The sequence below is a fragment of the Aeromonas sp. MR16 genome (genome assembly GCF_022549315.1).
Classification (GTDB): domain Bacteria; phylum Pseudomonadota; class Gammaproteobacteria; order Enterobacterales; family Aeromonadaceae; genus Aeromonas; species Aeromonas aquatica.
In genome coordinates this window covers 129,933-152,992 of sequence record NZ_JAKZFK010000004.1, presented here as the reverse complement: position 1 = coordinate 152,992, position 23,060 = coordinate 129,933, and the positions used below count along the sequence as shown (strand labels likewise).

Genomic DNA, 23,060 nt, shown 5'->3' with positions numbered 1-23,060 from the left:
AAATGATAATGATTATCAGTCATTGAACCAAAAGGATTCATCTGTAATAATCCGCGCCCTTCAGGCTTAAATAATAATCATTATCAACAATGAAAAGACTACTGCACTACTGGCCCATGCTGCTGTCCGGTACAGCCTTGGCCGCCAGCGATCCGGCCAGGATCGACTCAACCGAGATGAACCCCGAGCTCAAGGCGCGCGAGACCATAGTGGTCAAGGGCCAGCGCATAGAGCAGAAATTGTCCGACGTGTCGGGCTCCATCACCGTCATCACCGAGGAGGATCTGGATCGCCAGGTCGCCACCGAACTCACCGACGTGTTCAAGAATGAGCCCGGCGTCTCGGTGACCGGCTCCGCCGGCCGGCCGCAGAACATCATCATTCGCGGCATGGGCGGCAACCGGGTGTTGATCATCAAGGACGGGGTTCGGGTCAGCGACGGCTTCGGCGCTGACGACCTCAACGACAAGGTGGGCCGCTTCAGCTTCGACCTGGACGACGTCAAGCAGATCGAAGTCGCCAAGGGCGCCGGCTCCTCCCTCCATGGCTCCGATGCCATCGGCGGCACCATCGTCATCAGCACCAAGCAACCGGAAGACTACCTGCAGGGTCAGGATGCCTATCTGAGCAGCAAGGTGTTGCAGGATGGCAGCAGCGACAAGCAGAAGCTGAGCGCCACCGGCGCCGCCCGGGTATGGGATACCGAGCACCTGCTGCGCCTCTCCGGCTGGCAGGGGCACGAGACCGCCAACTATGACGAGAGCCGCATCCCGGCGGATCTGGACGGCCTCAGCGCCTCCACCAGCTCCCGCTTCGATCTGAGCGATCACCACCTGCTGCGCCTCGAGCTCGATTACTTCGAGGACAACGCCCAGCGGGATCAGGGACCCCGCGAGGTGCCCCAGCCCGACGGCAAGTGGCAGGTGCGCCAGTACCGCGAAGACGCCTCCCAGAAGACCCAGGGCGGCAAGCTGAGCTGGGAGGCCCGCAGCCTCGATACCCTGCTGGCCGACAGCTTCACCTGGAGTGCCTACGGCAATCACGCCAAAAACACCGCCAACAAGCGCAGCCTGCTGCAAAACGATCTGCTGAGCGGCTATCCCCGCTATCGCAGCGAGCGCGAGCTCGCCACCTTCACCGAAGACAGGGTCGGCACCGAGCTGGATGTGCGCCGTGATCTGACCACGGGTGACATCGCCCACAAGCTGAGCTACGGCCTGGAGCTGGAGCGCACCAACCACGAGCGACCGGTGGAGAAGCTGAGCCTGGAGGCCGGCGTGCCGCAACCCCAGCAGTCTGCCCCCTTCAGCCGGGCCCGCACCGACAGGGCCGGCGTCTGGCTGAGCGACGTGGCAACCCTGGGCCAGTGGCAATTCACCCCCACCCTGCGCATGGATCACCAATGGCTGCAGCCGCTCGATGGCAGCAACGGCGAGAACCACAGCTGGCATATCTCCCCGAGCCTGGCCACCAGCTATCGCTTCAACGAGGAGTGGCGCAGTTGGCTGAGCTACGCCAACGGCTTCCGCGCCCCCTCCTATGACAAGGTGTACGGCAACATACCCCACTACTTCGCCCTGCCGCCGTTCGAGATCATCGCCAACACCGAGCTGCAGGAGGAGACCAGCCACAGTTTCGAGTGGGGATTGAGTGGTGAGGGACAGAACTGGAGCATCAAACCGGCCCTGTTCTACAACCGCTACTACAACTTCATCGATTGGCGTGAGGTGGGGTTGCGCCTGCGCGACGGGGTCATACTGCGCCAGTACCGCAACGTGGCCAAGGCCGAAACCTGGGGAGCGGAAGTCGCCGCCAGCTACTGGCTGACCCAGGAATGGGAAGTCGCCACCAAGCTCGGCTGGGTCGACGGGCAAGACAGTCAGGGCGAGGCGCTGCGTACCCTCACCCCGCTGGAGGGCAACACCCGCCTGAGCTATCAGGCCAACGACTGGAGCCTGGGGCTGCAGGCGGATTACGCCGCCGCCATGAACCGGGTGCCCACCTGTGGCAACAGCCTGACCGGCAGCCAGGACGACTGCCTCAAGAGCGCCGGCTGGTTCAGCTTAGGTATGACCGCCGACTGGCTGGTCACCGATGCCCTCAAGGTCAACCTCAAGCTCGATAACCTGTTCGACACCCGCTACACCCGCTATCAGGATGTGGCCGGGCTGGAAGCCGGTACCGATGCCTCCCTCTTCACCCAAAGCGGTCGCACCCTGAGTGCCAGCCTGCGCTACACCTTCGTGGGGATCTGATGCACGCTCTTTTGATCCTGGCCAGCCTGCTGGCCACCCCGGCGCCCGCCTCTGTCCATGAAGTGACCCAAGCCGCGGCGCCCCTCATCCCCGAGCGTCCACAACTGCACAAGGGAGAGATAGCCCGCTTCGACGCCTATGGCGGCTGGCGCGACGACAGCCGCAGCGCCCCCGCGTTGCTGACCCTGCTGCGCGAGCAGAATCGCTGGACCGAGCAACAGCTCGCCGGCCAGCAGCCTCTCGCAGCCAAGCTGCAAACCGAGTGGCAGCACCGGGAGCGGGGCGAGCCCATGCCCGTCGAGTGGCTGAGCCAGGCCGGCAGCCAGTGGCGCATGAGTGCCGATGGCAGCCTGTGGCAACGCAACGATGAGCAGGCGGAGCCCCGCCAACGGCTGGCCCCGCGCCAGAGCGGCGACGGCTACTACGAGCTCGCCGCCTGGTCCCTGCACCCGAACGGGCGCTGGCTGGCCCTGGCCGAAGACAGCCGAGGCGATAGAGACTACCGCATCACCTTGCTGGACTTGGCAAGCGGCGAGACCCTGGCCACCCTGCCCCACAGAGCCAGCGATCTGCTCTGGAGCCTGGATGGCAAGACCCTCTACACGGTCGCCAGCGAGCGCAACACCCTGCGCCCCTGGCAACTCTGGGCCTGGCGAGACGGCAAAGAAACCATGGTGCATCAGGAGGTGGACGCCGCCTGGCTACTCAGTCTCTATCGCACCACGGACAAGCGCCACCTGATCCTGCAGAGCAACAACCACGACAGCTCGGAGCAATACCTGCTGGACGATGGCAAGGCGGCCCTTGTCAAGGCGCGTCAGCCCGGGGTCGAATACTACCTGGACACCCTGGCCGAGCGGGTGCTGATCAAGAGCAACAGAGACGGGGAGCTCGGTCTCTACCAGGCGGCCAGCCTGGCCGAGGTAGGTAGCAAACCCTGGCGACCGCTCTGGTCCGGGCAGGATCGCAGCCTCGAGAAGTGGCGCCTGTTTGCCGCCCATACCGTGCTGCAATACCGCAAAGACGGGGACGACTGGCTCGACGTGCTGGACGCCGACGGCAAGCTGACCCACAGCCTGCCGCTCACCGAAGGAGCCGGCACGGCCTGGATCCAGGGCGCCCAGGATCCTGCGAGCGAGCGGGTCCTCATTCGCCGTCAGGGCATGGCCGAGGCCCCGCACCAGCGCTGGCTGGATCTGGACTCGGGCGCCTGGCTGACTGGCGACAAGCCGACCCAGGCCTCTCCCTATCAGAGTGAGCGGCGCTGGGTGCAGAGCAAGGATGGGGTCAGGGTGCCGGTCTCCCTGGTCTGGCGCAAGGACATCAGCCAACCCAAGGCGCTGCTGCTCTATGGCTATGGTGCCTACGGCACCCCCATGCGCCCCTACTACCAGTCCCAGGTGCTGAGCCTGCTGGATCGCGGCTTCGTCTACGCCATCGCCCATGTGCGCGGCGGCGGCATGCTGGGGGAGGCCTGGTATCTGGATGGCCGTGGCCAGCAGAAGCAGCACAGCGTGGACGACTTCCTGGCGGTGGCAGACAGCCTCGCCCGGGATCCCGCCATCGATCCCGCCCGGTTGTTTGCCATGGGCGGCAGCGCCGGCGGTCTGCTGGTGGCGGCGGCCCTCAATCAGGCGCCGACCCGTTTCGCCGGCGCCGTGCTGCAGGTGCCCTTCGTCGACATGCTCGGCACCATGATGGATCCCGAGCTGCCGCTCACCCGCCAGGAGTATGCGGAGTGGGGCAACCCGGCGAACGCCGCCGATTATGCTGCCATGCGCCGACTCAGCCCCTATGACAATCTGCACGCTGCCCCCTACCCGCCACTTTATGTGACGGCAGGGCTCCATGACAGTCAGGTCCCCTACTGGGAGCCGCTCAAGTGGATAGCCCGCCTGCGGGCCCACAGCACAGGCAAGGGCCCTTATCTGCTCAGGACCGAGCTCGATGGCGGCCACCTCGCCAACCCCCGTACGGCGCAGCTGCGCGCGGCCCAGGAGTATGCCTTCCTGCTCACCCTCGCCGGGGTGAACCACTGATGCCACGCCTCATCTTTTCTGCTTTGGAGTCACCTATGAAACCCTCATCCCTGGCCCTCTGGCTGACGGCGACCCTGCTCGCTCAGCCTCTGCAGGCCGCCGAGCTGCTGTATGTCGATGCACCGCCGCTCACCACCACGCCCCAAGCCTGGCTGGAGAGCCGCCTCGGCGTGACCCTCGTCCCCGACTACGACAGGGTCAGCCTGCTCGGCCACCACCATAGCTTCCATCAATTGGTCAACGGCCTGCCGGTGGCCACCACCCAGGCCGCCGTCAGCATCGATCCGACCGGCAAGCCCTGGCGCCTCTATCACAACCTGCGTCCGCTGCAGAGCACCGAGCCCGTCTGCGACCCCGCCACCAGCCTGGATCCCCTGCTCACCAGCCTGCGTGATGCGGGTGCCGAGGTAGATACGCTGGGGCCGGTCGAGGCCTGGTACTGGCGCGACGGCGACACCCTGGTGCCGGCCCTGCGCCTGCGGGTGCGCGAGCACAAGGACGGCAACGCCAAGGCCGCCTACCAGCAGCTGTTTGCCAGCTGTGACGGCAGCCAGGAGCTCGGCCGCTGGATGGACGCCGCCACCACGGCGGCACCCTTCACCCCGGATGCGGGGGATCAGTCCGTACTGGCCCGGGTGTTTAACCCGGATCCCCGCACCCAGTTGCAGGATGCCAGCCTGGTCTGGCACGAATCCCTGGTGCTGGCAGAGGCAGCCTATCAGGACAATGTGGCCCTGCCGGTCAGCCTGCGAGGCAGTGACTATGTGCTGAGCGGCCCCAATGCCCGGGTGGTGGATGCCATGGAGCCCACCACGGCCCCCTACAGCGCCGACAACCCCCAGGCATTTCGCCTGACCCGGGACGATGCCGGCTTTGCCGACATCAATGCTTACTACCACCTGGACTTGGCCCAGCGCCACCTCAAGGCGATCGGTTTCACCGACCTCATCCCCGGCGCCCTAGACATCGACACCGATGCGGGTTATCAGGACAACTCCCTCTATGACCCCTTCGAGCGCAGGCTGGAGCTGGGCCGCAGCGGCGTGCCCGATGCCGAGGATCCCATGGTCATCTGGCACGAGTTCGGCCACGCGGTGCAGCACCACATAGTGCCGGATCTCGGTGACGAGGCGGACTGGGGCGCCATCGGCGAGGGCTTCAGCGACTATCTGGCCGCCAGCCACCGCCAGCGCAGCGAGGCCGGCCGCAACTTCGAGCCGGCCCTGGTCTTCAACTGGGACGCCCGCTTCACCGACCGGGCCCCGCGCCAGCTGGACGATCTGCGCGCCCGCTACCACCCGGACTACAACTACCCGGCCCACAGAACCGTCAACGGCAGCAACGGGGATCAGCTGTGGGGCACGCCGCTGTTCCAGGCGCTGCTGGCCTCGGTCGCCGAGTATGGAGAGGTGGCGCGGGACGAGTTCGATCGCCTGATCATCGAGTCCCACTTCGGTCTGGGCCCGGCCATCCGCATGCCGCAGCTGGCCCGCCTCACGGTGGACACCGCCGAGCGGCTCTACCCGGCGCGCCATTATGGCCGCCATCTGGAGCAGGCGTTCCGCCAGCACGGCCTGCTGCAGGCCCCGGTCAACCTGGCCCTGGCCGATGGCAGCGCCATCGAGCTGGGTCAACGCCAGTCCGTGGTGCTCACCCTGAGCAACCCCGGCAACACGGCGGTGACCCTGCACGATCTGACCCTGACCCTGCCGACCGGCCTGCAGGCCGACCCTTACCAATGGCAGGCTAGTACCCTGGCGGCGGGTGCCAGCATGAGCACCACCCTGCGACTGTTGGCCCAGAGCCCCCTCGCCTGCGGCGACGTGGCCGCCCTGCCCGTCAACCTGACCCTGACCGGTGCCAGCCCGAGCGAGCGCCAATGGCAACAGTCCCTGAGCCTGCCCATCGGTACCCCCGTCATCAGCCGGGCCAACGGCCAGGCCCTGACCCTCAAGGATGCGCAGAGCGCGGAGGAGAAAGGGTTGAGCCAGGCCAGCCTGCTGCTGGAGAAGACCCAGACCCGGGTGAGCGACCAACTGCAGCTGAGCCTGGACTTGCAACACGAGGCGTTGGATGAGCTGGAGATCTGGCTCAACTCTCCCTCGGGTACCCGGGTCCAGATCTGGGACAAGGGCTACAGCCCGCTGCCGCGCCTCAAGGGTGTCTTCCCGACCGAGCTGCAATCCTTGCAACCCCTGAGTCAGTTCATCGGCGAGCCGCTGGCCGGCCAATGGACCCTGGAAGTGGTGGACAACGCCCCCGGCAAGCAGGGTCGCCTCAATGGCTGGAGCATCAGCCAACGCACCGGCGCCCAGTGTGGCGAGCCCATAGTGCTGCCGGATGACGGCATCATCCACTTCGACACCGCGGACAGCAGCGGTGGCGGCAGCCTCAATCTGCTCTGGTTGTTGCCGCTCGCCCTCTGGCGCCGTCTGGTGCGTCGCGACTGAGACGCCCCTCGACATTATTAATGGCTAAAAAACAGCGAGGGGCCCAAGGCCCCTCCAAGGACAATAAATGAAGATGAGAATGACCCCGCTGGCCTGTTTGCTGGCCCCCCTGCTCACCGCCTGTGGTGGTGGCAGCACGGATGAGGCGCCGCTGGCGGCGCCGGATTATCGCCTGACGGTCACCCTGCCCCAGGCGGGCACCCTGTGTGTCAACCTCAACCAGAACGACAGTTGCGAGCCCGGCGAACCCGAAGTCAGTGGCGCCGCCGGTGCCCGTCAGCTGAGCGGCACCTCCCCCACCTTGCTGACCAGCCCCTTGCTGTTCATCCCACGCGATCCGGCCGCCCTGACCCTGACCCACCCGGCGGCGCGTCTGGATGGACAACAGCTCACCCCCACCCTCTTGAGCAGCCTGTTGCAGACCCGCATCGGCGACGGTATCCCCCCAGCCCAGGCACTGGCCGAGCTGCTGCTGGCTCTGGCCCCGCTCCAGCCTGGCCAGGATCTCGCTGCCCTCGCTCAGCTGACCGCCTTCAACCAGGCCCTCTCCGAGCTGGCGCTGGCCGCCCTCGGTGACGCCGGCACCTTGCCGGGGCTCTCTGCCGATGAGCGCCGACGTCAGATCTGGCAGGGTCTGGTCACCCTGCTGCCCGAGCTCGGCCAGCACTTTGCCAACAGCCCCGAGCTGCAGAGCCTGCAGGCCAGACTCAGTGCCGTCTTGCTGCAGCAGCAGCCAAGAGCCCTGATCACCGCCAGCGGTGTCACCACTTACAGCGACGGGGTGGACTACCTGCTGACCAGCGAGCCCGCGGATCATCCGGGCCAGGACGCCAGCCTCAAGCAGTCCCCCTTGCGCTATCGCAAGCTCGACAACCAGGGGCAGCCGCTGCCGGACAGCGCAACTCAGTGGGACTGCGTGGAGGATCTCAATACGGGTCTCGTCTGGGAGAAGAAGCTGGATGATCCGGACAGCCCGCGGGATCTGCACCGGGCCTTCGCCTGGGAATTTGGCAACTACCATCCCTTGCAGGAGGAGCTGGATTACGCCTGCCCGAACGGCGAGGCCATCTGCACCACGGAGCAATACCGTCAGTGGCTCAACAGCCAGCAGCTGTGCGGCATCGCGCACTGGCGCCTGCCCGAGGCCCAGGAGCTGATGAGCCTGCAGCATTTTGGCTCCCTCAGTCAGCAGGATGGTCAGATAGCGACCCTGGATGTGCGCTACTTCCCCGATCTGGGCACCGGGTTCAATGGCTTCGATGGCTATTACTGGAGTCAGACCCTGACCCCGTCCCGTCGCCTCGAGAGCGCACCGCTCAGCGTCATTGCCCCGCTCTTCTGGGGTGAGGATGCCGGCACCGATTACCCGACCCCCGTACAAACCCCTGACGACACCAATGCCCTGCAACTGCGCCTGGTGGCCGAGGTAACCCGATGAACAAGTTTCTCCTGACCCTGCTGCTCGGTCTGTGCAGCCCGCTGGCACTGGCCATCGCCATCTGCGACGACAACATGCCCAGAACCAGCCCCAGCTCCCGCTTCCTCGATCACGGTAACGGCACCGTGACCGACCGGGCCTCCGGCCTCACCTGGATGCGCTGCCAGCTGGGGCAAACCTGGCAAAATGACAGCTGTCGCGGCGAGCCTACCCGGCTCTACTGGCAGCAGGCGCTGCTGACCGCCGAGCGGATCCGCACCGAACCCAATCACGCCCTCCATGGCTTCGGTGGCCACCAGGACTGGCGCCTGCCCACCATCAAGGAGCTGACCAGCATACTGGAGTCCGCCTGCTACAAGCCGGCATTGAACGAGACCATCTTCCCCCGCGCCATGGCCGGTGACGGGAAAGAGGTGAATGACGGCTACGTCTATCTCTGGTCCGCCACCCCCTTCCCGGCGGGCAAGACGGTGGCCTATCTCGACATCACCAGTGGCTCCGTCGGCCTGCGGGCCCCCAGCGCCTGGGCCAAGCAGGTGTTGTTGGTGCGTTGATGGCCTGGGTGGGGGTCTCATGACCCCTACCCTGTTGCCTGTTTGTGAGGCAAGCCGTCAAAAAAGCATCAAATTACGTCATTGTGTGCCGGTAACGGCAGGTTTTGCGCCCCGCAGCGCTGGCATGAAAACGGCAGAGCGGTTAGTCTAGCGGCGTTGAAGCAATCCCATGAGGTACAGATGAAAACCGTATTGCGTTTTAGCCTGCTGGGCGCCTTGTTATTGGGTGGCCATGCCTTCGCCGCCGAACCGAAAAAATTTGATATCAGCATGTTCCCCGCCGCCGAAGTGAACCAGGAACGTGTCGTGATCCGTCTGCCGGAAGTCGAGAATGAAGCCGACATGATGGTCGAACTGCAGGTCGGCAAGAAGATGCTGGTCGACTGCAACCTGCCGCGCTTCGCCGGCAACCTGGAACAGCACAGCGTCAAGGGCTGGGGCTACAACTACCTGACCCTGGGCCAGGTCTCCGGCCCCGTCAGTACCCTGATGGCCTGCCCGGATGGCCAGAAGAAGGATACCTTCGTCCAGATCTATGGCCAGGGCTTCTTCGTGAACTACAACTCCAAACTGCCGTTCGTCATCTATGTGCCGCAAGAGTATGAAGTGCGCTATCGTCTGTGGCGTGCCGACAACCTCGCGCAGCCAGCCATGATCGAATGAGTGCCTGATGCTCGGGTACAGTTGTTCATAAACATCCAAATAAGGCGCCACATGGCGCCTTATTTTTTGGGTTTTTCGCGCGTCAATGCCGCCATTTCCTTTACAGAAGCTGACATAACTCCACTATTTTTCAGGCTTTTTTGTGGCACTCACCGCAAAATCCCCCCTCGGAATGAGCGAAACCCAGTTCGATGAAATATATTTATTAACATAGTAAAAAAATTGATTTTGCACTCTGCGACGGCCTGATGATACTTGCCCGCAAAGGTCAAACTAACCAGAACAAGAGCACTATGAGCTTCGAATCAGACAAGCGTTTCAATGACTTCAAACATTTTCCCCGTGGCCTGCGTCGCAGCGGCGAATTCACCGTGGCCGAAGCCGACAGTCTGGAAAAATACGGCACCGTCATGCTGGCGCTCTACCAGGGCAACCTGGCTCCGCGCGACGAGGTCGAGAGTGCCTTCATCGAGCAGGTCAAGTCTGGCACCGCCGGTAGCAATCCCCACGCCAAGGTGTGGTTCAAGTATCTGAAGGTGATTGGTCCCAAGCGGGTGCATCGTCTGTGCACCGTCGCCGGTGGCGCCAACGAAGACATGGGCGGCAGTTTTGAAAGCAGCGGTGGCGGCGGCGGTGGCAGCGACGAGTCCCTCGATTAATGGATACCGAGCTGCTTCGGACCTTTATCGAGGTCAGCAAGACCCGGCACTTTGGCCGGGCTGCCGAGAATCTCTACCTGACCCAATCGGCGGTGAGCTTTCGGATCCGCCAGCTTGAGCAGCAACTCGGGGTCAGCCTGTTTGCCCGTCATCGCAACAACATCCGCCTGACCGCCTCCGGTGAGCGTCTGCTGCCCTACGCAGACGCCATCTTGCACACGCTAGGCCGCGCCAAACAGGACGTGGCTCTCTCCCCCGGCTTCAGTCAGCAGCTCGCCATCGGCGCTCCCGCGGTGTTCTGGGAGCTCGATTTCAACGACTGGCTCAATCACGTCTATGCACTGGCCCCCGGCCTCGCGGTGCGGCTCGAAACCGCGTCGCGCGAGCACCTGTGCCGCCAGTTGCTGGAGCGCTCCCTCGACTTGGCCTTGCTCTCAGAGCCGACCAAGATCGACGAGATCGCCCTGCACCCCATCGGTGAGCTGGTGTTCGTGCTGGTGAGTCGGGACAGTGCCGCCAACGCCGACAGCCTGATGCAGATGCCGCACATTCACCTTGACTGGGGCACCAGCTTCGAGCCCCAATCCAGCCGCTTGCAGAGCCTGCAGAAGACACCTGTGCTGCATTCGAGCTCCGCCAGCATGGCGCTGCAGTTCGTGCTGTCCAACGGTGGCGCCGCCTACCTGCCGCGGCGGATGGTGAGCCCCTTCCTCGAGCAGGGACGACTGCACCTGGTGGAAGGAGGGCAGCCGCTGAGCCGCCCGCTCTACCTCGCCTATCTGGAGAAATCCGATCGTCGCGAGCTCATCGATCAGCTGCTGACCCTGCCTCTTGGCTGGGACGAGGTCGAGCTGCGACTGCCATCCCTCGAGCAAGGCAAGCTGCTGCCCTGATGACGCTTCACCCGCGTCTTTCTCTGCGGTGCTTGCACCTGGCAGCATAACCGCAATGAAAAAGGGGCCTGATGGCCCCTTTTGTATGGATGTCGTTCAATCTCAGCCGTGCTGTCGGCGATCGTTGGCCTGGGCCAGCAACATGCGGCTCTCGCGCAGGAACTCGTCCGCCCGCTCGCCGAAGAAGCCGGAGACCTGTTCGAAGGCATCGATGAAACCCGCCCTGTCCCCCTGCTCCAATATCCCCAGCACCTCGCCGAAGTTCTGGTAGTAGCGGCGGATCATCGCCAGGTTCTCCGGTGACGACAGTATGATGTCGGCATAGAGGTGCGGATCCTGGGCAAACAGCCGTCCCACCATGGCGAGCTCCAGCCGGTAGATGGGAGAGCTTAAGGCCAACAGCCGATCCAGGTTGGCCTGCTCCCGGGAGAGGTGCCAGCCGTAGGCGAAGGTCGCGAAGTGGCGCAGCGCCTGGATGAAGGTCATGGCCTCGTCGTGGGCCTTGGCCTCCACCTGCTGCAGGCGCGCGCCCCAGATGGTCATCTGATCCAGCAGCCACTGGCTGGCGGCCGGGTCCCGACCCTGACAGCAGACGATCACCTGCTTGGCGAGGCTCGCCACGTCCGGCCCGAACATGGGGTGCAGCCCCAGCACAGGCCCCTTGTGCACCGCCAGCATGTGGGAAAGCGGCTCACTCTTCACGCTGGTGACGTCCACCAGCAGGCAATCGCCGGGCAACGCACCGAGCCGGTCGATGATCTGGCAGGTGACATCGATGGGCACCGCTACCATCACCAGCCCGGCCCCGGCCAGGATGGCGTCCGCCCGCGGCCAATCGGCCTGCTCCAGGCTCTCGACTCTGTAACCCGACAGGCTGAACAGCTGACCGAACAGCCGACCGAGCTGGCCCTGACCGCCGATGATCACCACCTTGCCGAGGGTCGGCTTCATGCACTTGAAGTGGTGTTCCTTGTCGCTTGCCGATTCCAGGATATAGGACTCGCGCATCACACGGCGCAGCACGTCCTCGATGAGATCCCCCGGCACCCCGAGGGACTCTGCCTCGGCGCGGCGGCGGGCCAGCATGCTCGCCTCCCGATCCGGCGCATAGATGGGCAGGCCGTGCCGGCTCTTCACTTCCCCCACTTCCCCCACCAGGGCCAGGCGCTCGGCGAACAGATCGATCAACTGCCTGTCCACCGCATCAATCTTGTCCCTGAGGGCATTCAATTCTTCGGCCATGTCCAATCCTTGCTGGCGCCGCTGGCGGCGACGCCTTGTGATTCAATCGATTGCAACAGATGTCAGGAGGGCGCCACCGCCGTTGGCCCTGGCGCCCTCCTGCTCCAGATGATGACAAGATACCACGGCTTAAGACGCAGTTCTGCCCTGAAGCGGCGCCGCCAGCTGACGATGGCTGCGGGCCAGCAAGTCGGCGGTGGTGTCCCAGTCGATGCAGGCATCGGTGATGGAGACCCCGTAGCGCATCTGCTCCTTGGGCTGCTCGCTGGACTGGTTGCCCTCCAGCAGGTTGGATTCGAGCATCACCCCTATGATGGAGCGGTTGCCCTCCTGGATTTGGTGGATGACGTTGTCCGCCACCTTGGGTTGCAGGCGGTGATCCTTGCTGGAGTTGCCGTGGCTGCAATCCACCACCAAGCCGGGCAGCAGACCCGCCTTCTCCAGCGCCTCTTCCGCCAGGGAAACATTGACCGAGTCGTAGTTCGGGTGCTTGCCGCCGCGCAGGATCACGTGGCCGTCCGGGTTACCCTGGGTCTGCAGCAAGGCGACCTGGCCCTGCTGGTTGATGCCCATGAAGGCATGGGGGCTGGAGGCCGCCTGCAGTGCGTTGATGGCGGTGCCGAGGTTGCCGTCGGTGCCGTTCTTGAAGCCAACCGGCATGGAGAGACCGGACGCCATCTCCCTGTGGGTCTGGGATTCGGTGGTACGGGCGCCTATGGCCGACCAGGAGAACAGCTCCGCCAGGTATTGCGGGCTGATGGGGTCGAGTGCCTCGGTCGCGAGCGGCAGCTCCAGCTCGGCGAGCCAGCAGAGCAGCTCGCGGGCGCGGTGCAGCCCCAGCTCCACGTCGAAGGTGCCATCAAGATTCGGATCGTTGATAAAGCCCTTCCAGCCGACCGTGGTGCGCGGCTTCTCAAAGTAGACCCGCATGACAATGTAGAGAGAATCCTGGTAGGCATCATGCAGCGCTTTGAGTCTGGTTGCGTACTCTTTGGCGGCGTCCATGTCGTGGATGGAGCAGGGTCCACAGATCACCAGCAGGCGATGATCACGACGGTGGATGATGTCGGCGATGGTGGTGCGAGCCCCTTGCACGAAGGCCAGCGCACGCTCGGAGATGGGTAACTTCTCCTTGAGCTGGGCAGGCGTGATCATCACTTGTTCGGACTGGATATGGATGTTGTTCAGGGGATCTCTCTGCATTTTCTCATTCTCTCTACTGTATTTAAGCCAATCGCGCCGGGTGTATTTTATTGTTTACACAAGTCAGCACTTTGTTACGCAACCGCCCTCACCTTACCAAGGAAAAACAAACAATCAAGTGAAACCAGCGGTGCAATGGCTCAACAGGTGAATAAACGACCAGATTATTGACCTCGGCAGCCATAAAATCGGGCCTCCATAATCCCCAAAGAACAAAATATCGTAAACTTTAATTTACAATAAAGTCATTCGCATGAGTCCAGACGACTGGTTCCCTTCTTGTTTCTCTCTCGGGCATAAAAAAGCGGGGCACCTGGCCCCGCTTGTGTTCCCGTCTTCTCTTCTTCTATTTATGCCTTGCCGTGCGCCTTGATGACCGCCACCGCCTTGTCCGGGAAATCGCTGAACACCCCGTCCACATCGGCCTGATAGAGGAAGATGTTGAGCAGGTCGGTGAAGTCTTTCGCATAGGCCGGGATCTGCCCCTGATCCTGGCGGAAGGTATAGGGATGCACTTTGAGGCCGGCGGCGTGGGCCTCCTTGACCATGCCGGTGAACACCGGCTTGCCCGGGGTGCCCGGCTCGGTGACTATCATCGGCTTCCAGGGGCCTATGCCGTCGGCGTAGCCGGCGATCGTCTTCATGGCCCCCGGCTTGAACATCCAGTCGTAGTCGTAGGGGGTCGCCTTGCCCTTGGCATCGTAGACCATGGTCTCATTCCAGTCGGTCTCGGCCATCAGCTGCACCAGCTTCAAGTCCATCCCTAAGGCAGGCATCAGCTCGGTGTCGATGCGCTTGAGCTCGTCGGCATCGAAGCTCTGCAGGTAGATCTTGCTCTCTTTATTGGTGTAGCCGTACTGCTTGAGCACCTTGAGCACGGCGCTGGAGATGTCCTTGCCCTCGTGGCGGAACAGCCAGGGGGCCTTGATCTCCGGGTAGATGCCGATGTTGTTGCCGGTGCTCTTGTTGAGCCCCTGGATCATCTCGATCTCCTCCTGGAAGGTATGGATCTCGAAGCGGGATTGCCAGAGCGGGAAGCGGGCCGGATAGACGGGCACCTGCTTGCCATCCACCAGCTGGAACGGCTCCGTCATGCGCAATGAACGCACCTCGGCCAGGGTGAAGTCCACCACGTAGTAGCGACCATCCGGGCGAGCCCGGCCGGGGAAGCGCTCGGCCACGTCTGTGATGCCGTCGAGGAAGTGATCGTGCATCACCACCAGCTGGTCATCCTTGGTCATCACCAGATCCTGCTCCAGATAATCGGCCCCCATGCCGTAGGCCAGCGCCTTGGACGCCAGGGTGTGTTCGGGCAGGTAACCGGAGGCGCCGCGATGGGCGATCACTATCTTGCCTTCGTCGGCGGCCAGGGCGGGCAAGGCGAGGGCAGCCCCGAGGCCAAGGGCCACCAGGGAGAGAGGAAGTTTGTTCATGGATTGTGCTCTTGTTATTGTGCCGTTTATTATTGCGACTTGAATGTAGGTTATTGTTATAGCAGAGGTTTATTGCAGATTGATGGCGGGCGACCAGGGCCGCCCGCCTTCTTCATCAGCTTGCCTTCGGCAAGGCCTGATGTTGATCCAGCCAGGCTTGCAGCTGTTGCTGCTCGATCTGGGACAGGCGCAGCCCCAGCTTGCTGCGGCGCCACAGGATATCTTCCAGCGAATGGGCCCACTCGCGGTTCATCAGGTAGCGCACCTCCGACTCGTACAGCCCGGCGCCGAAGTGCTGGCCGCGCGCCTCGTGCAGCCAGAGACGGGCATGACTGCCGTACGCCTCGGCGATGCGGCGGGCGCCGCGCTCATCCAGCCAGTCGAATTCGAGCATGTAGGCGCGGGCCAGCTCTGTGGTGGAGCAGTCGAACTCGCCGCCGGGCAGCCGGCTGCTGGCGGTCCAGTCGTCGCCCATCTGGTGGAACCAGGGTTTGAGCTTGTTGCAGGCGGCCTGGGCCAGCTTGCGGTAGGTGGTGAGCTTGCCGCCAAACACCGACAAGAGCGGCGCCCCGTCGGATTCACCGGACAGTTCGAGGGTGTAGTCGCGGGTCACCGCCTGGGGTGAGTCAGACTCGTCATCGCAGAGCGGGCGCACCCCCGCATAGGTCCAGATCACCTCGGAGGGCGCAATCTGGCGGGTGAAGTGGGCGTTGACCACCTTGCACAGGTAATCCACCTCGGCGGCGCTGATCTTCGCCTCCCGCGGATCGCCCTTGTGTTCCACGTCCGTGGTGCCGATCAGGGAGTAATCCTGCTGATAGGGGATGACGAAGACGATGCGGTTGTCCTCGTTTTGCAGGATATAGGCCTCTTCGCGCTCATGGATGCGCGGCACTATGATGTGGCTGCCCTTGATGAGGCGGATGCCACGCGGAGATTTCTCGTGCAGGCTCTCGTCATAGAAGGTCTTGACCCAGGGCCCGGCCGCATTGACCAGGCCACGGCAGGTGACGGTGAACTGCTCGCCCCCTTCCCGCTCCAGGGTCAGGGTCCAGTGCTTGGAGCCACGCACTGCCTTGATGCAGCGGGTGCGGGTCTGCACCTCGGCGCCCTTGTCGCGGGCCATCATGGCGTTGAGCACCACCAGGCGGGCGTCGTCGACCCAGGCGTCCGAGTATTCGAAGCCCTTGTTGATGCCGCTCTTGAGGCCGTCTTGCGGCAGGAAGCGCAGACCGCAGCTGCCCTTGAGCTTGTCGCGCTTGGCCAGGTTGTCATAGAGGAAGAGGCCGGCACGGATCATCCAGGCCGGGCGCAGGTGCGGGCGGTGCGGCAAGCGAAAACGCATGGGACGGGCGATGTGCGGCGCCATGCCGAGCAGCACCTCCCGCTCCGCCAGCGCCTCTTTCACCAGCCTGAATTCGTAATGTTCGAGATAGCGCAAGCCGCCGTGGATCAGCTTGCTGGAGTTGGACGAGGTGGCCGAGGCGAGATCCTGTGCCTCGAACAACGCCACCTTCAGCCCCCGCCCCGCCGCATCCGCCGCGATGCCGACCCCGTTGATGCCGCCGCCGACGACGACCAGATCATAATGTTCGCTCATGTTCACCTACTTTCTTATTTTGTGTTTGCCATGTGGGCAATGTTTGATTTCGCTCATATTAGAACATGAAAAAATGATAAACGAACATTTTATGATGAGAATGTGATCGGGATTGTTCCGACAATGCTAAAAATGCTGCCAGTCGGTGACGGAATAGCCAGGAAGAGATGCGGCGCGCACAGGGTGCGAGACAGGGGAGATGCCGGGGCTGACCCGCGGCGCGGGTAGAGAGGATGGAAACAGGAATATGGAAGAAAAGAAGCGGCCGCCAGCGCGGCGGCCTGATGCCGGTGCGGGTTAAGGGGTTATCAGCAGATGTGGCATTCTATCTGGTGCTGGGACATCAGCCGCAGCAGCCGCTCCGGCGGCTCCTGATCGGTGAACAGGGCGTGGATCTGGTTGATATTGCCGAGGTTGACCATGGCATTGCGGCCGAACTTGGTGTGGTCGGCGGCCAGGAACACCTGGCGGGAGTGGGCCATGATGGCCTGGGCGATCTTCACCTCGTGGTAATCGAAATCGAGCAGGGAGCCGTCGTTGTCGATGCCCGAGATGCCGATGACGCCATAGTCCATGCGGAACTGGCCGATGAAGTCGCGGGTCGCCTCCCCGACAATGCCGCCATCCCGGTTGCGGATCTCGCCACCGGCGATGATGACGGTGAAGTCATCCTTGGCGGTGAGGATGCTGGCGACGTTCAGGTTGTTGGTGACGATGCGCAGTTCGCGGTGATCGAGCAGGGCGCGGGCGATGGCTTCGGTGGTGGTGCCGATGTCGATGAAGAGGGAGGAGCCATCGGGAATGTGGGCGACGACCTCGCGGGCGATGCGCTCTTTCTCCTTGAGTTGCATCACCTTGCGGGCGCTGTAGGCGGTGTTGACGGTACTCGAATGCAGGGAGGCCCCGCCGTGATGGCGCCGGATCTTGTTCTGTTCGGCGAGATCGTTCAGATCCCGGCGAATGGTCTGGGGGCTGACGTCAAAATGGGTCACCAGATCGTCGGTCGAGACGAAACCCTGCCGCGTCAGGACGTCCAGGATCTCCAGATGTCGTTGGGTTTGCTTCACGCTTGCACTCCGCTGATGGGACGAAAAAAGGCCCCGGCAATGCGGGGCCTCTCGGAGTTTACCTTATCCCCTTTGGGATCGATAAGGTCAGGATCACGTTTTATGCCTTATCGGCAGCCGCTTTCTTGGCCGCGACGGCAATGTTCTCGTGCTTGAGGGTCATGGCCAGCAAGATGATGGAGAGCACGCAAGACGCGGTCAGCACCATGAAGCCACCATCCCAGCCGAAGTGGTCAACCGTGTAGCCCAGCATGGCGTTGGCCGCCACGGCGCCACCCAGGTAACCGAACAGCCCGGTGAAGCCTGCCGCGGTACCGGCCGCCTTCTTGGGTGCCAGCTCCAGCGCATACAGACCGATCAGCATGACGGGGCCGTAGATGAGGAAACCGATGGCCACCAGCGCCATCATGTCGATGGTCGGGTTGCCGGCCGGGTTGAGCCAGTAGACCAGCACGGCGACGGTCACCAGCACCATGAACAGGATGCCGGCCGGGGCACGGCGACCCTGGAACAGCTTGTCCGAGATCCAGCCACACAGCAGGGTGCCCGGAATACCGGCCCACTCGTAGAGGAAGTAAGCCCAGGAGGAGCTGTCAACGCTGAAGTCCTTGGCCTCCTTGAGATAGGTCGGCGCCCAGTCCAGCACCCCGTAGCGGATGAGGTAGACGAAGGCGTTGGCGATGGCGATGTACCACAGCAGCTTGTTGTGCAGCACGTATTTGACGAAGATCTCCTTGGCAGAGAACTCCTGCTCGTGGCTCTCGTTGTAATCCTTCGGATAATCTTCCTTGTACTCCTCGATGGGCGGCAAGCCGACCGATTGCGGGGTGTCGCGCATCACGAAGAAGGCGATCACCGCGATGGCGGCGGCGGCGGCGGCCGGCACATAGAAGGCGCTGCGCCAGTCGTTGAACCAGCCCATCCCCAGGATGAACAGCGGACCTATCATGCCGCCCCCCACGTTGTGGGCCACGTTCCAGACCGCAACCACTTCGCCACGCTCTTTCTGTGACCACCAGTGCACCATGGTGCGACCACAGGGGGGCCAGCCCATGCCCTGCGCCCAGCCGTTCAGGAACAAGAGCACAAACATGATGGCGATGCTGGAGGTGGCCCAGTGCATGGTGCCCATCATGAACATGATACCGGCCGACAGCAGCAAACCGGCGGAGAGGAAGTAGCGCGCGTTCGAGCGATCCGACACGTTTCCCATCAGGAACTTGGACAGACCGTAGGCGATGGAGACCCCGGACAGGGCCAGGCCCAGATCGCCGCGGGAGAACCCCTGCTCGATCAGATAGGGCATGGCCAGGCTGAAGTTTTTGCGTACCAGGTAGTAGCCTGCATAACCGAAGAAGATCCCGAAGAACACCTGCCAGCGCATGCGTTTGTAGAAGGGATCGACCTTGTCGGCGGATAGCCGGTCGATGTGGGGTGCTGGCCTGAAGAGACTAAGCATGTTCGCTTCCTTATTGTTGTTATGGGCGGTTGAGGGTGCCCCGTTCGTGCAGACAAACCAGATGAGTCCCGATTCGCAAGCGAGCCTATTGTGCTCACATGTGAACATTCAATCTGTGATGTAGGCGGAAATATTGCAGTTTTATTACAGAGAAAGTCATCGGATGAGTGAGGACTCAATAGCCGCGAGCCCTTATATAGCACAGCTTTTACATACCCCATTAGTGGTATCATGCTCGACATAAGTTGCTTTTCGTCACATTTCCTTAGCAATGAGTGGGATCTTGTCCACATTTCCTGTGGCGGGGGTATGGTGAATTGATACAGAAGGTTTATTTTCTCTCTCGTCCAAGAACGAGCGCAAACGAGCATAACGTTTGCGCCGGCTCAAAAAACAAGAAGAAACGTTTGCGGACGCAACAAATGGAACTGAACGATAACGAGATGGAACATCAAACCTACTCTGGGTGGATATAAGGAATAACAAGTTATGAGCATACAAAGACCCAATACCCTGCTTGGCGAGTGCATCGCCGAGTTTATCGGAACCGGCCTGCTGATATTTTTCGGCGTCGGTTGTGTGGCAGCCCTGGTGCTGGCCGGTGCCAACTTCGGACAATGGGAAATCTCCATTACCTGGGGTCTGGGTGTCGCCATCGCCATCTATGTCACCGGCGGTATTTCAGGTGCCCACCTGAACCCGGCCGTCACCCTGGCGCTGATGACCTTCGCCGGCTTTGACAAACGCAAGGTCGTGCCCTTCATCATCGCCCAGGTGGCCGGTGCCTTCTGCTCCGCCGCCCTGGTCTACTTCCTCTACGGCGGCCTGTTCACCCAGTGGGAGCTGACCCACAACGTGGTGCGCGGCAGCGTCGAGAGCCTCGGCACCGCCGGCATCTTCTCCACCTACCCCAATGCCCTGCTCTCCAACATGCAGGCATTCGCGGTCGAGATGGTGATCACCGCCGTACTGATGCTGGGTATCATGGCGCTGGGTGACAACAACAACGGCGCCCCCAAAGGCTTCGCCGCCGCCCTGCTGATCGGCATCCTGATCGCGGTGATCGGTGCCTCCCTCGGCCCCTTGACCGGCTTTGCCATGAACCCGGCCCGTGACTTCGGTCCCAAACTGTTCGCCTTCGTCGCAGGCTGGGGTGATGTGGCCCTGACCGGCGGTCGTGACAACCCCTACTTCTGGGTCCCCATCCTCGGCCCCATCGTCGGCGCCCAGCTGGGAACCGCGCTCTATGTGAAAGTATTGGCTCCCTGCGTGCCGGGCAACCGTGTTGCCACCGAAGAAGCCGCCAAGCTGTCTAATAAAGAAGAGGCCGCCGCCTAAGAGCGGTTCCCCAAACGTGGAGAACATCATGTCTGCTGAAAAGAAATATGTCGTCGCCCTGGATCAAGGCACCACCTCGTCCCGTGCCATCGTGTTCGATCAGGACGCCAATATAGTCGCGACCTCCCAGCGCGAGTTCACCCAGCACTACCCCAAGGCGGGTTGGGTCGAGCACGATCCCATGGAGATCTGGGCGACCCAGTCCTCCGTCTTCACCGAGGTGCTGGCCAAGAGCGGCCTGCACAGCGAGCAGATCGCCGCCATTGGCATCACCAACCAGCGTGAAACCACCGTTGTCTGGGAGAAAGCCACCGGCAAGCCCATCTACAACGCCATCGTCTGGCAGTGCCGCCGCACCGCGGCCATCTGTGAAGAACTGAAAGCCCGCGGCCTGGAAGAGTACGTGCGGGAAAACACCGGCCTGGTGCTGGATGCCTACTTCTCCGGTACCAAGGTGAAGTGGATCCTGGACAACGTGGAAGGGGCCCGCGAGAAGGCGATGAACGGCGAGCTGCTGTTCGGCACCATAGACACCTGGCTGGTGTGGAAGATGACCAACGGCGAAGTGCACGTCACCGACCCGACCAACGCCTCGCGCACCATGCTCTACAACATCCGCGATCTGAAGTGGGACGAGCGGATGCTGGACGAGCTGGGCATCCCCGCCTCCATGCTGCCCGAGGTCAAACCCTCCTCCGAGGTGTATGGCTACACCACCCGTGGCGGCGGCTCCCGCATCCCCATCGCCGGCATCGCCGGTGACCAGCAGTCCGCCCTGTTCGGCCAGCTCTGCTTCGAGAAGGGGATGGCCAAGAACACCTATGGTACCGGCTGCTTCCTGCTGATGAACACTGGCACAGAGCCGGTTCGCTCCAACAACGGCCTGCTGACCACGGTCGCCATCGGTCCGAAAGGGGAAGTGAACTACGCGCTGGAAGGGGCTGTCTTTATGGGCGGCGCCACCATCCAGTGGCTGCGCGACGAGCTCAAGATCATCCACGATGCCCGCGACACCGACTACTTCGCGAGCAAGGTGGGCGATACCAACGGCGTCTACCTGGTACCGGCCTTCGTGGGCCTGGGCGCCCCCTACTGGGATCCCTACGCTCGCGGCACCATGGTCGGCCTGACCCGTGGCGCCAACCGCAACCACATCATCCGCGCCGCGCTGGAATCCATCGCCTACCAGAGCCGCGACGTGCTGGATGCCATGCAGCAGGACTCCGGCATCAAGCTGGCCGCGCTCAAGGTAGACGGTGGCGCCGTCGCCAACGACTTCCTGATGCAGTTCCAGGCCGACATGATGCACACCCCTGTGGTGCGTCCGACCCGCATCGAGACCACCGCCATGGGCGCCGCCTTCCTGGCAGGCCTCGCCGTCGGCTTCTGGAAGAGCTCCGACGAGCTGGAAGACAAGTTCAGCGTGGACAGGGAGTTCATCCCCCAGATGGACAAAGCCGATCGCGCCAAGCGTTACAGCGGCTGGCAGAAGGCGGTCGAACGCTCACGCCGCTGGGCCGAAGAGGATTAATCGGGCAACCGACATCTTTCCGAGATGAAAACGCACGAGGCCGACAGCGATGTCGGCCTCTTTTTATTGGCGAGCGCGGGTGATCTGACCGCACCTGACCCCAGCCCTCCCCTTGCCAAGAGGTGGGAGAAAATGACCCCTCCCCCTCGGGGAGGGGGTTGGCACTGTCGGCATGCCCTCTACAACGCCTCGGCGCCGAGCTGCTCTTTGAGGAAGTCGAGCCAGACCCGCAGCCGGATATCCCGCTGGGCATCGGAGTAGAAGACCGCATGAATGGGGCGCGAGGCGCCGCTGTTGCTGCGGGCCAGCACCTCCACCAGGGCACCGCTCGCCCTGTCCTCTCCCGTCATGAAGTCCGACAGGCAGACGATCCCTTGACCTCCCAGCGCCAGCTGGCGCAGGGTCTCGCCGCTGCTGGCCCTCAGGGTCGGGGTGATGGCGAACCTGTCCCCCTGCTCCGTGCTGAGCAGGGGCCAGTGGTTGAGGTGATCGGGGTGCAAAAAGCCGAGCAGCTCGTGGCCCGCCAGCAAGTCAGCTGGCTGGCGCGGGGTGCCGCGCGCCTTCAGATAGTCGGGGGACGCGAGCAGCCGCAGCTTGGATCGCCCGAGCGGCAGGGCGCGCAGGGAGGAGTCCGTCAGCTCGCCGATGCGAATGGCCATGTCCACCCGCCGCTCCATCAGGTTGATGAAGCCCTCGGAGCTGTGCAGTTGCAGCTCGATCCCCGGATAGCGGCGGCGAAACTCGCCTATGATGGGCACCAGCCGGTGCAGAATGAAGGGGGTAGCGGCATCGACCCTCAGTATTCCCTCCGGTTGTTCCCGGCGCATCAGCAAATGGCTCTCCGCCTCGCTCATCTCGGTCAGCACCTTCACCGCCCGCTGATAGAACCAGCTCCCCTCCTCGGTCAGGCTGACCCGCCGGGTGGTGCGATTGAGCAGCACTGTGGCGAGTTTCTCCTCGAGGCGCTTGATGCCGCGGCTCACCACAGAGTTGTCCATGCCGAGGTTCTCCGCCGCCTGGCGAAAGCTGCCCGCCTCCACCACGGCCACGAACAGGGTCAATTCATCGGAATGGGTCTTCATTGTTGTCATCCTGGCAAGAAAGATGGGCCTTTATAGGCGTAATACCGGTTAGTTGGCAAGACGGATGAGGGCGCACGGCCCTTTACTGGCGTTGCTACAGCCCTTTGCAGACAGGTTCCCCTGCCGCTCCCGGCCTCCAAAATAGGGCCTGACT

At 63.0% G+C, this 23,060-nt stretch carries 17 protein-coding genes; 10 read left to right on the top strand and 7 right to left on the bottom strand.

Annotated elements, in window-relative coordinates; translation table 11 throughout:
* Positions 1–89 precede the first annotated feature (89 nt).
* The 8 genes from MM194_RS05630 (at position 90) to hdfR (ending at position 10,951) form a co-directional block, all read left to right on the top strand.
* Positions 90–2,255, top strand: coding sequence for a TonB-dependent hemoglobin/transferrin/lactoferrin family receptor (locus tag MM194_RS05630; protein WP_241342988.1), 2,166 nt, complete (start codon positions 90–92; stop codon positions 2,253–2,255).
* Complete coding sequence (locus MM194_RS05625; protein ID WP_241342987.1) at positions 2,255–4,294, top strand: prolyl oligopeptidase family serine peptidase; 2,040 nt, start codon at positions 2,255–2,257, stop codon at positions 4,292–4,294. Before MM194_RS05630 ends, MM194_RS05625 begins: the two co-directional genes overlap by 1 nt.
* 35 nt (positions 4,295–4,329) lie before the next feature.
* On the top strand, positions 4,330–6,744 hold the full coding sequence (locus MM194_RS05620) for a proprotein convertase P-domain-containing protein (protein WP_241342986.1): 2,415 nt from the start codon (positions 4,330–4,332) through the stop codon (positions 6,742–6,744).
* Between the two features lie 79 nt (positions 6,745–6,823).
* Positions 6,824–8,182: a DUF1566 domain-containing protein gene (locus MM194_RS05615; protein ID WP_347006497.1), complete on the top strand. Its 1,359-nt coding sequence runs from the start codon at positions 6,824–6,826 to the stop codon at positions 8,180–8,182.
* On the top strand, positions 8,179–8,736 hold the full coding sequence (locus tag MM194_RS05610) for a DUF1566 domain-containing protein (protein WP_033131912.1): 558 nt from the start codon (positions 8,179–8,181) through the stop codon (positions 8,734–8,736). The genes MM194_RS05615 and MM194_RS05610 overlap by 4 nt, the downstream gene beginning before the upstream one ends.
* A gap of 180 nt (positions 8,737–8,916) precedes the next feature.
* Complete coding sequence (gene eco, locus MM194_RS05605) at positions 8,917–9,399, top strand: serine protease inhibitor ecotin (RefSeq protein ID WP_033131911.1); 483 nt, start codon at positions 8,917–8,919, stop codon at positions 9,397–9,399.
* A 293-nt stretch (positions 9,400–9,692) separates the two neighbouring features.
* A complete protein-coding gene (locus MM194_RS05600; protein WP_241342984.1) occupies positions 9,693–10,058 on the top strand; it encodes a DUF413 domain-containing protein in 366 nt (121 codons plus the stop codon).
* Positions 10,058–10,951, top strand: a complete 894-nt coding sequence (gene hdfR, locus MM194_RS05595) for an HTH-type transcriptional regulator HdfR (RefSeq protein WP_241342983.1) — start codon at positions 10,058–10,060, stop codon at positions 10,949–10,951. The genes MM194_RS05600 and hdfR overlap by 1 nt, the downstream gene beginning before the upstream one ends.
* Before the next feature lie 102 nt (positions 10,952–11,053).
* Here hdfR and tyrA read toward each other — a convergent pair whose 3' ends face one another.
* The 6 genes from tyrA to glpT form a co-directional block, all read right to left on the bottom strand.
* Positions 11,054–12,193, bottom strand: a complete 1,140-nt coding sequence (gene tyrA, locus MM194_RS05590) for a bifunctional chorismate mutase/prephenate dehydrogenase (RefSeq protein WP_241342982.1) — start codon at positions 12,191–12,193, stop codon at positions 11,054–11,056.
* 129 nt (positions 12,194–12,322) lie between these two features.
* Complete coding sequence (locus MM194_RS05585) at positions 12,323–13,396, bottom strand: 3-deoxy-7-phosphoheptulonate synthase (RefSeq protein ID WP_241342981.1); 1,074 nt, start codon at positions 13,394–13,396, stop codon at positions 12,323–12,325.
* A 350-nt stretch (positions 13,397–13,746) separates the two neighbouring features.
* Positions 13,747–14,829: a glycerophosphodiester phosphodiesterase gene (gene glpQ / locus MM194_RS05580; protein ID WP_241342980.1), complete on the bottom strand. Its 1,083-nt coding sequence runs from the start codon at positions 14,827–14,829 to the stop codon at positions 13,747–13,749.
* A gap of 115 nt (positions 14,830–14,944) precedes the next feature.
* Positions 14,945–16,429, bottom strand: a complete 1,485-nt coding sequence (glpD, locus tag MM194_RS05575; RefSeq protein WP_241342979.1) for a glycerol-3-phosphate dehydrogenase — start codon at positions 16,427–16,429, stop codon at positions 14,945–14,947.
* A 308-nt stretch (positions 16,430–16,737) separates the two neighbouring features.
* Positions 16,738–17,496, bottom strand: a complete 759-nt coding sequence (locus tag MM194_RS05570) for a DeoR/GlpR family transcriptional regulator (RefSeq protein WP_033131904.1) — start codon at positions 17,494–17,496, stop codon at positions 16,738–16,740.
* Positions 17,497–17,596: 100 nt separating this feature from the next.
* Positions 17,597–18,955: a glycerol-3-phosphate transporter gene (glpT, locus tag MM194_RS05565; protein WP_241342978.1), complete on the bottom strand. Its 1,359-nt coding sequence runs from the start codon at positions 18,953–18,955 to the stop codon at positions 17,597–17,599.
* Between the two features lie 489 nt (positions 18,956–19,444).
* Between glpT and MM194_RS05560 the strand changes: the two genes are divergently transcribed.
* The gene (locus tag MM194_RS05560) at positions 19,445–20,293 is read left to right on the top strand and encodes an MIP/aquaporin family protein (protein WP_241342977.1); all 849 of its coding nucleotides are present in this window, start codon (positions 19,445–19,447) and stop codon (positions 20,291–20,293) included.
* 28 nt (positions 20,294–20,321) lie between these two features.
* On the top strand, positions 20,322–21,824 hold the full coding sequence (gene glpK, locus MM194_RS05555) for a glycerol kinase GlpK (RefSeq protein WP_241342976.1): 1,503 nt from the start codon (positions 20,322–20,324) through the stop codon (positions 21,822–21,824).
* Between the two features lie 179 nt (positions 21,825–22,003).
* Here the strand turns inward: glpK and MM194_RS05550 are convergent, their stop codons facing one another.
* On the bottom strand, positions 22,004–22,906 hold the full coding sequence (locus MM194_RS05550; protein WP_106887291.1) for a LysR family transcriptional regulator: 903 nt from the start codon (positions 22,904–22,906) through the stop codon (positions 22,004–22,006).
* Positions 22,907–23,060 lie beyond the last annotated feature (154 nt).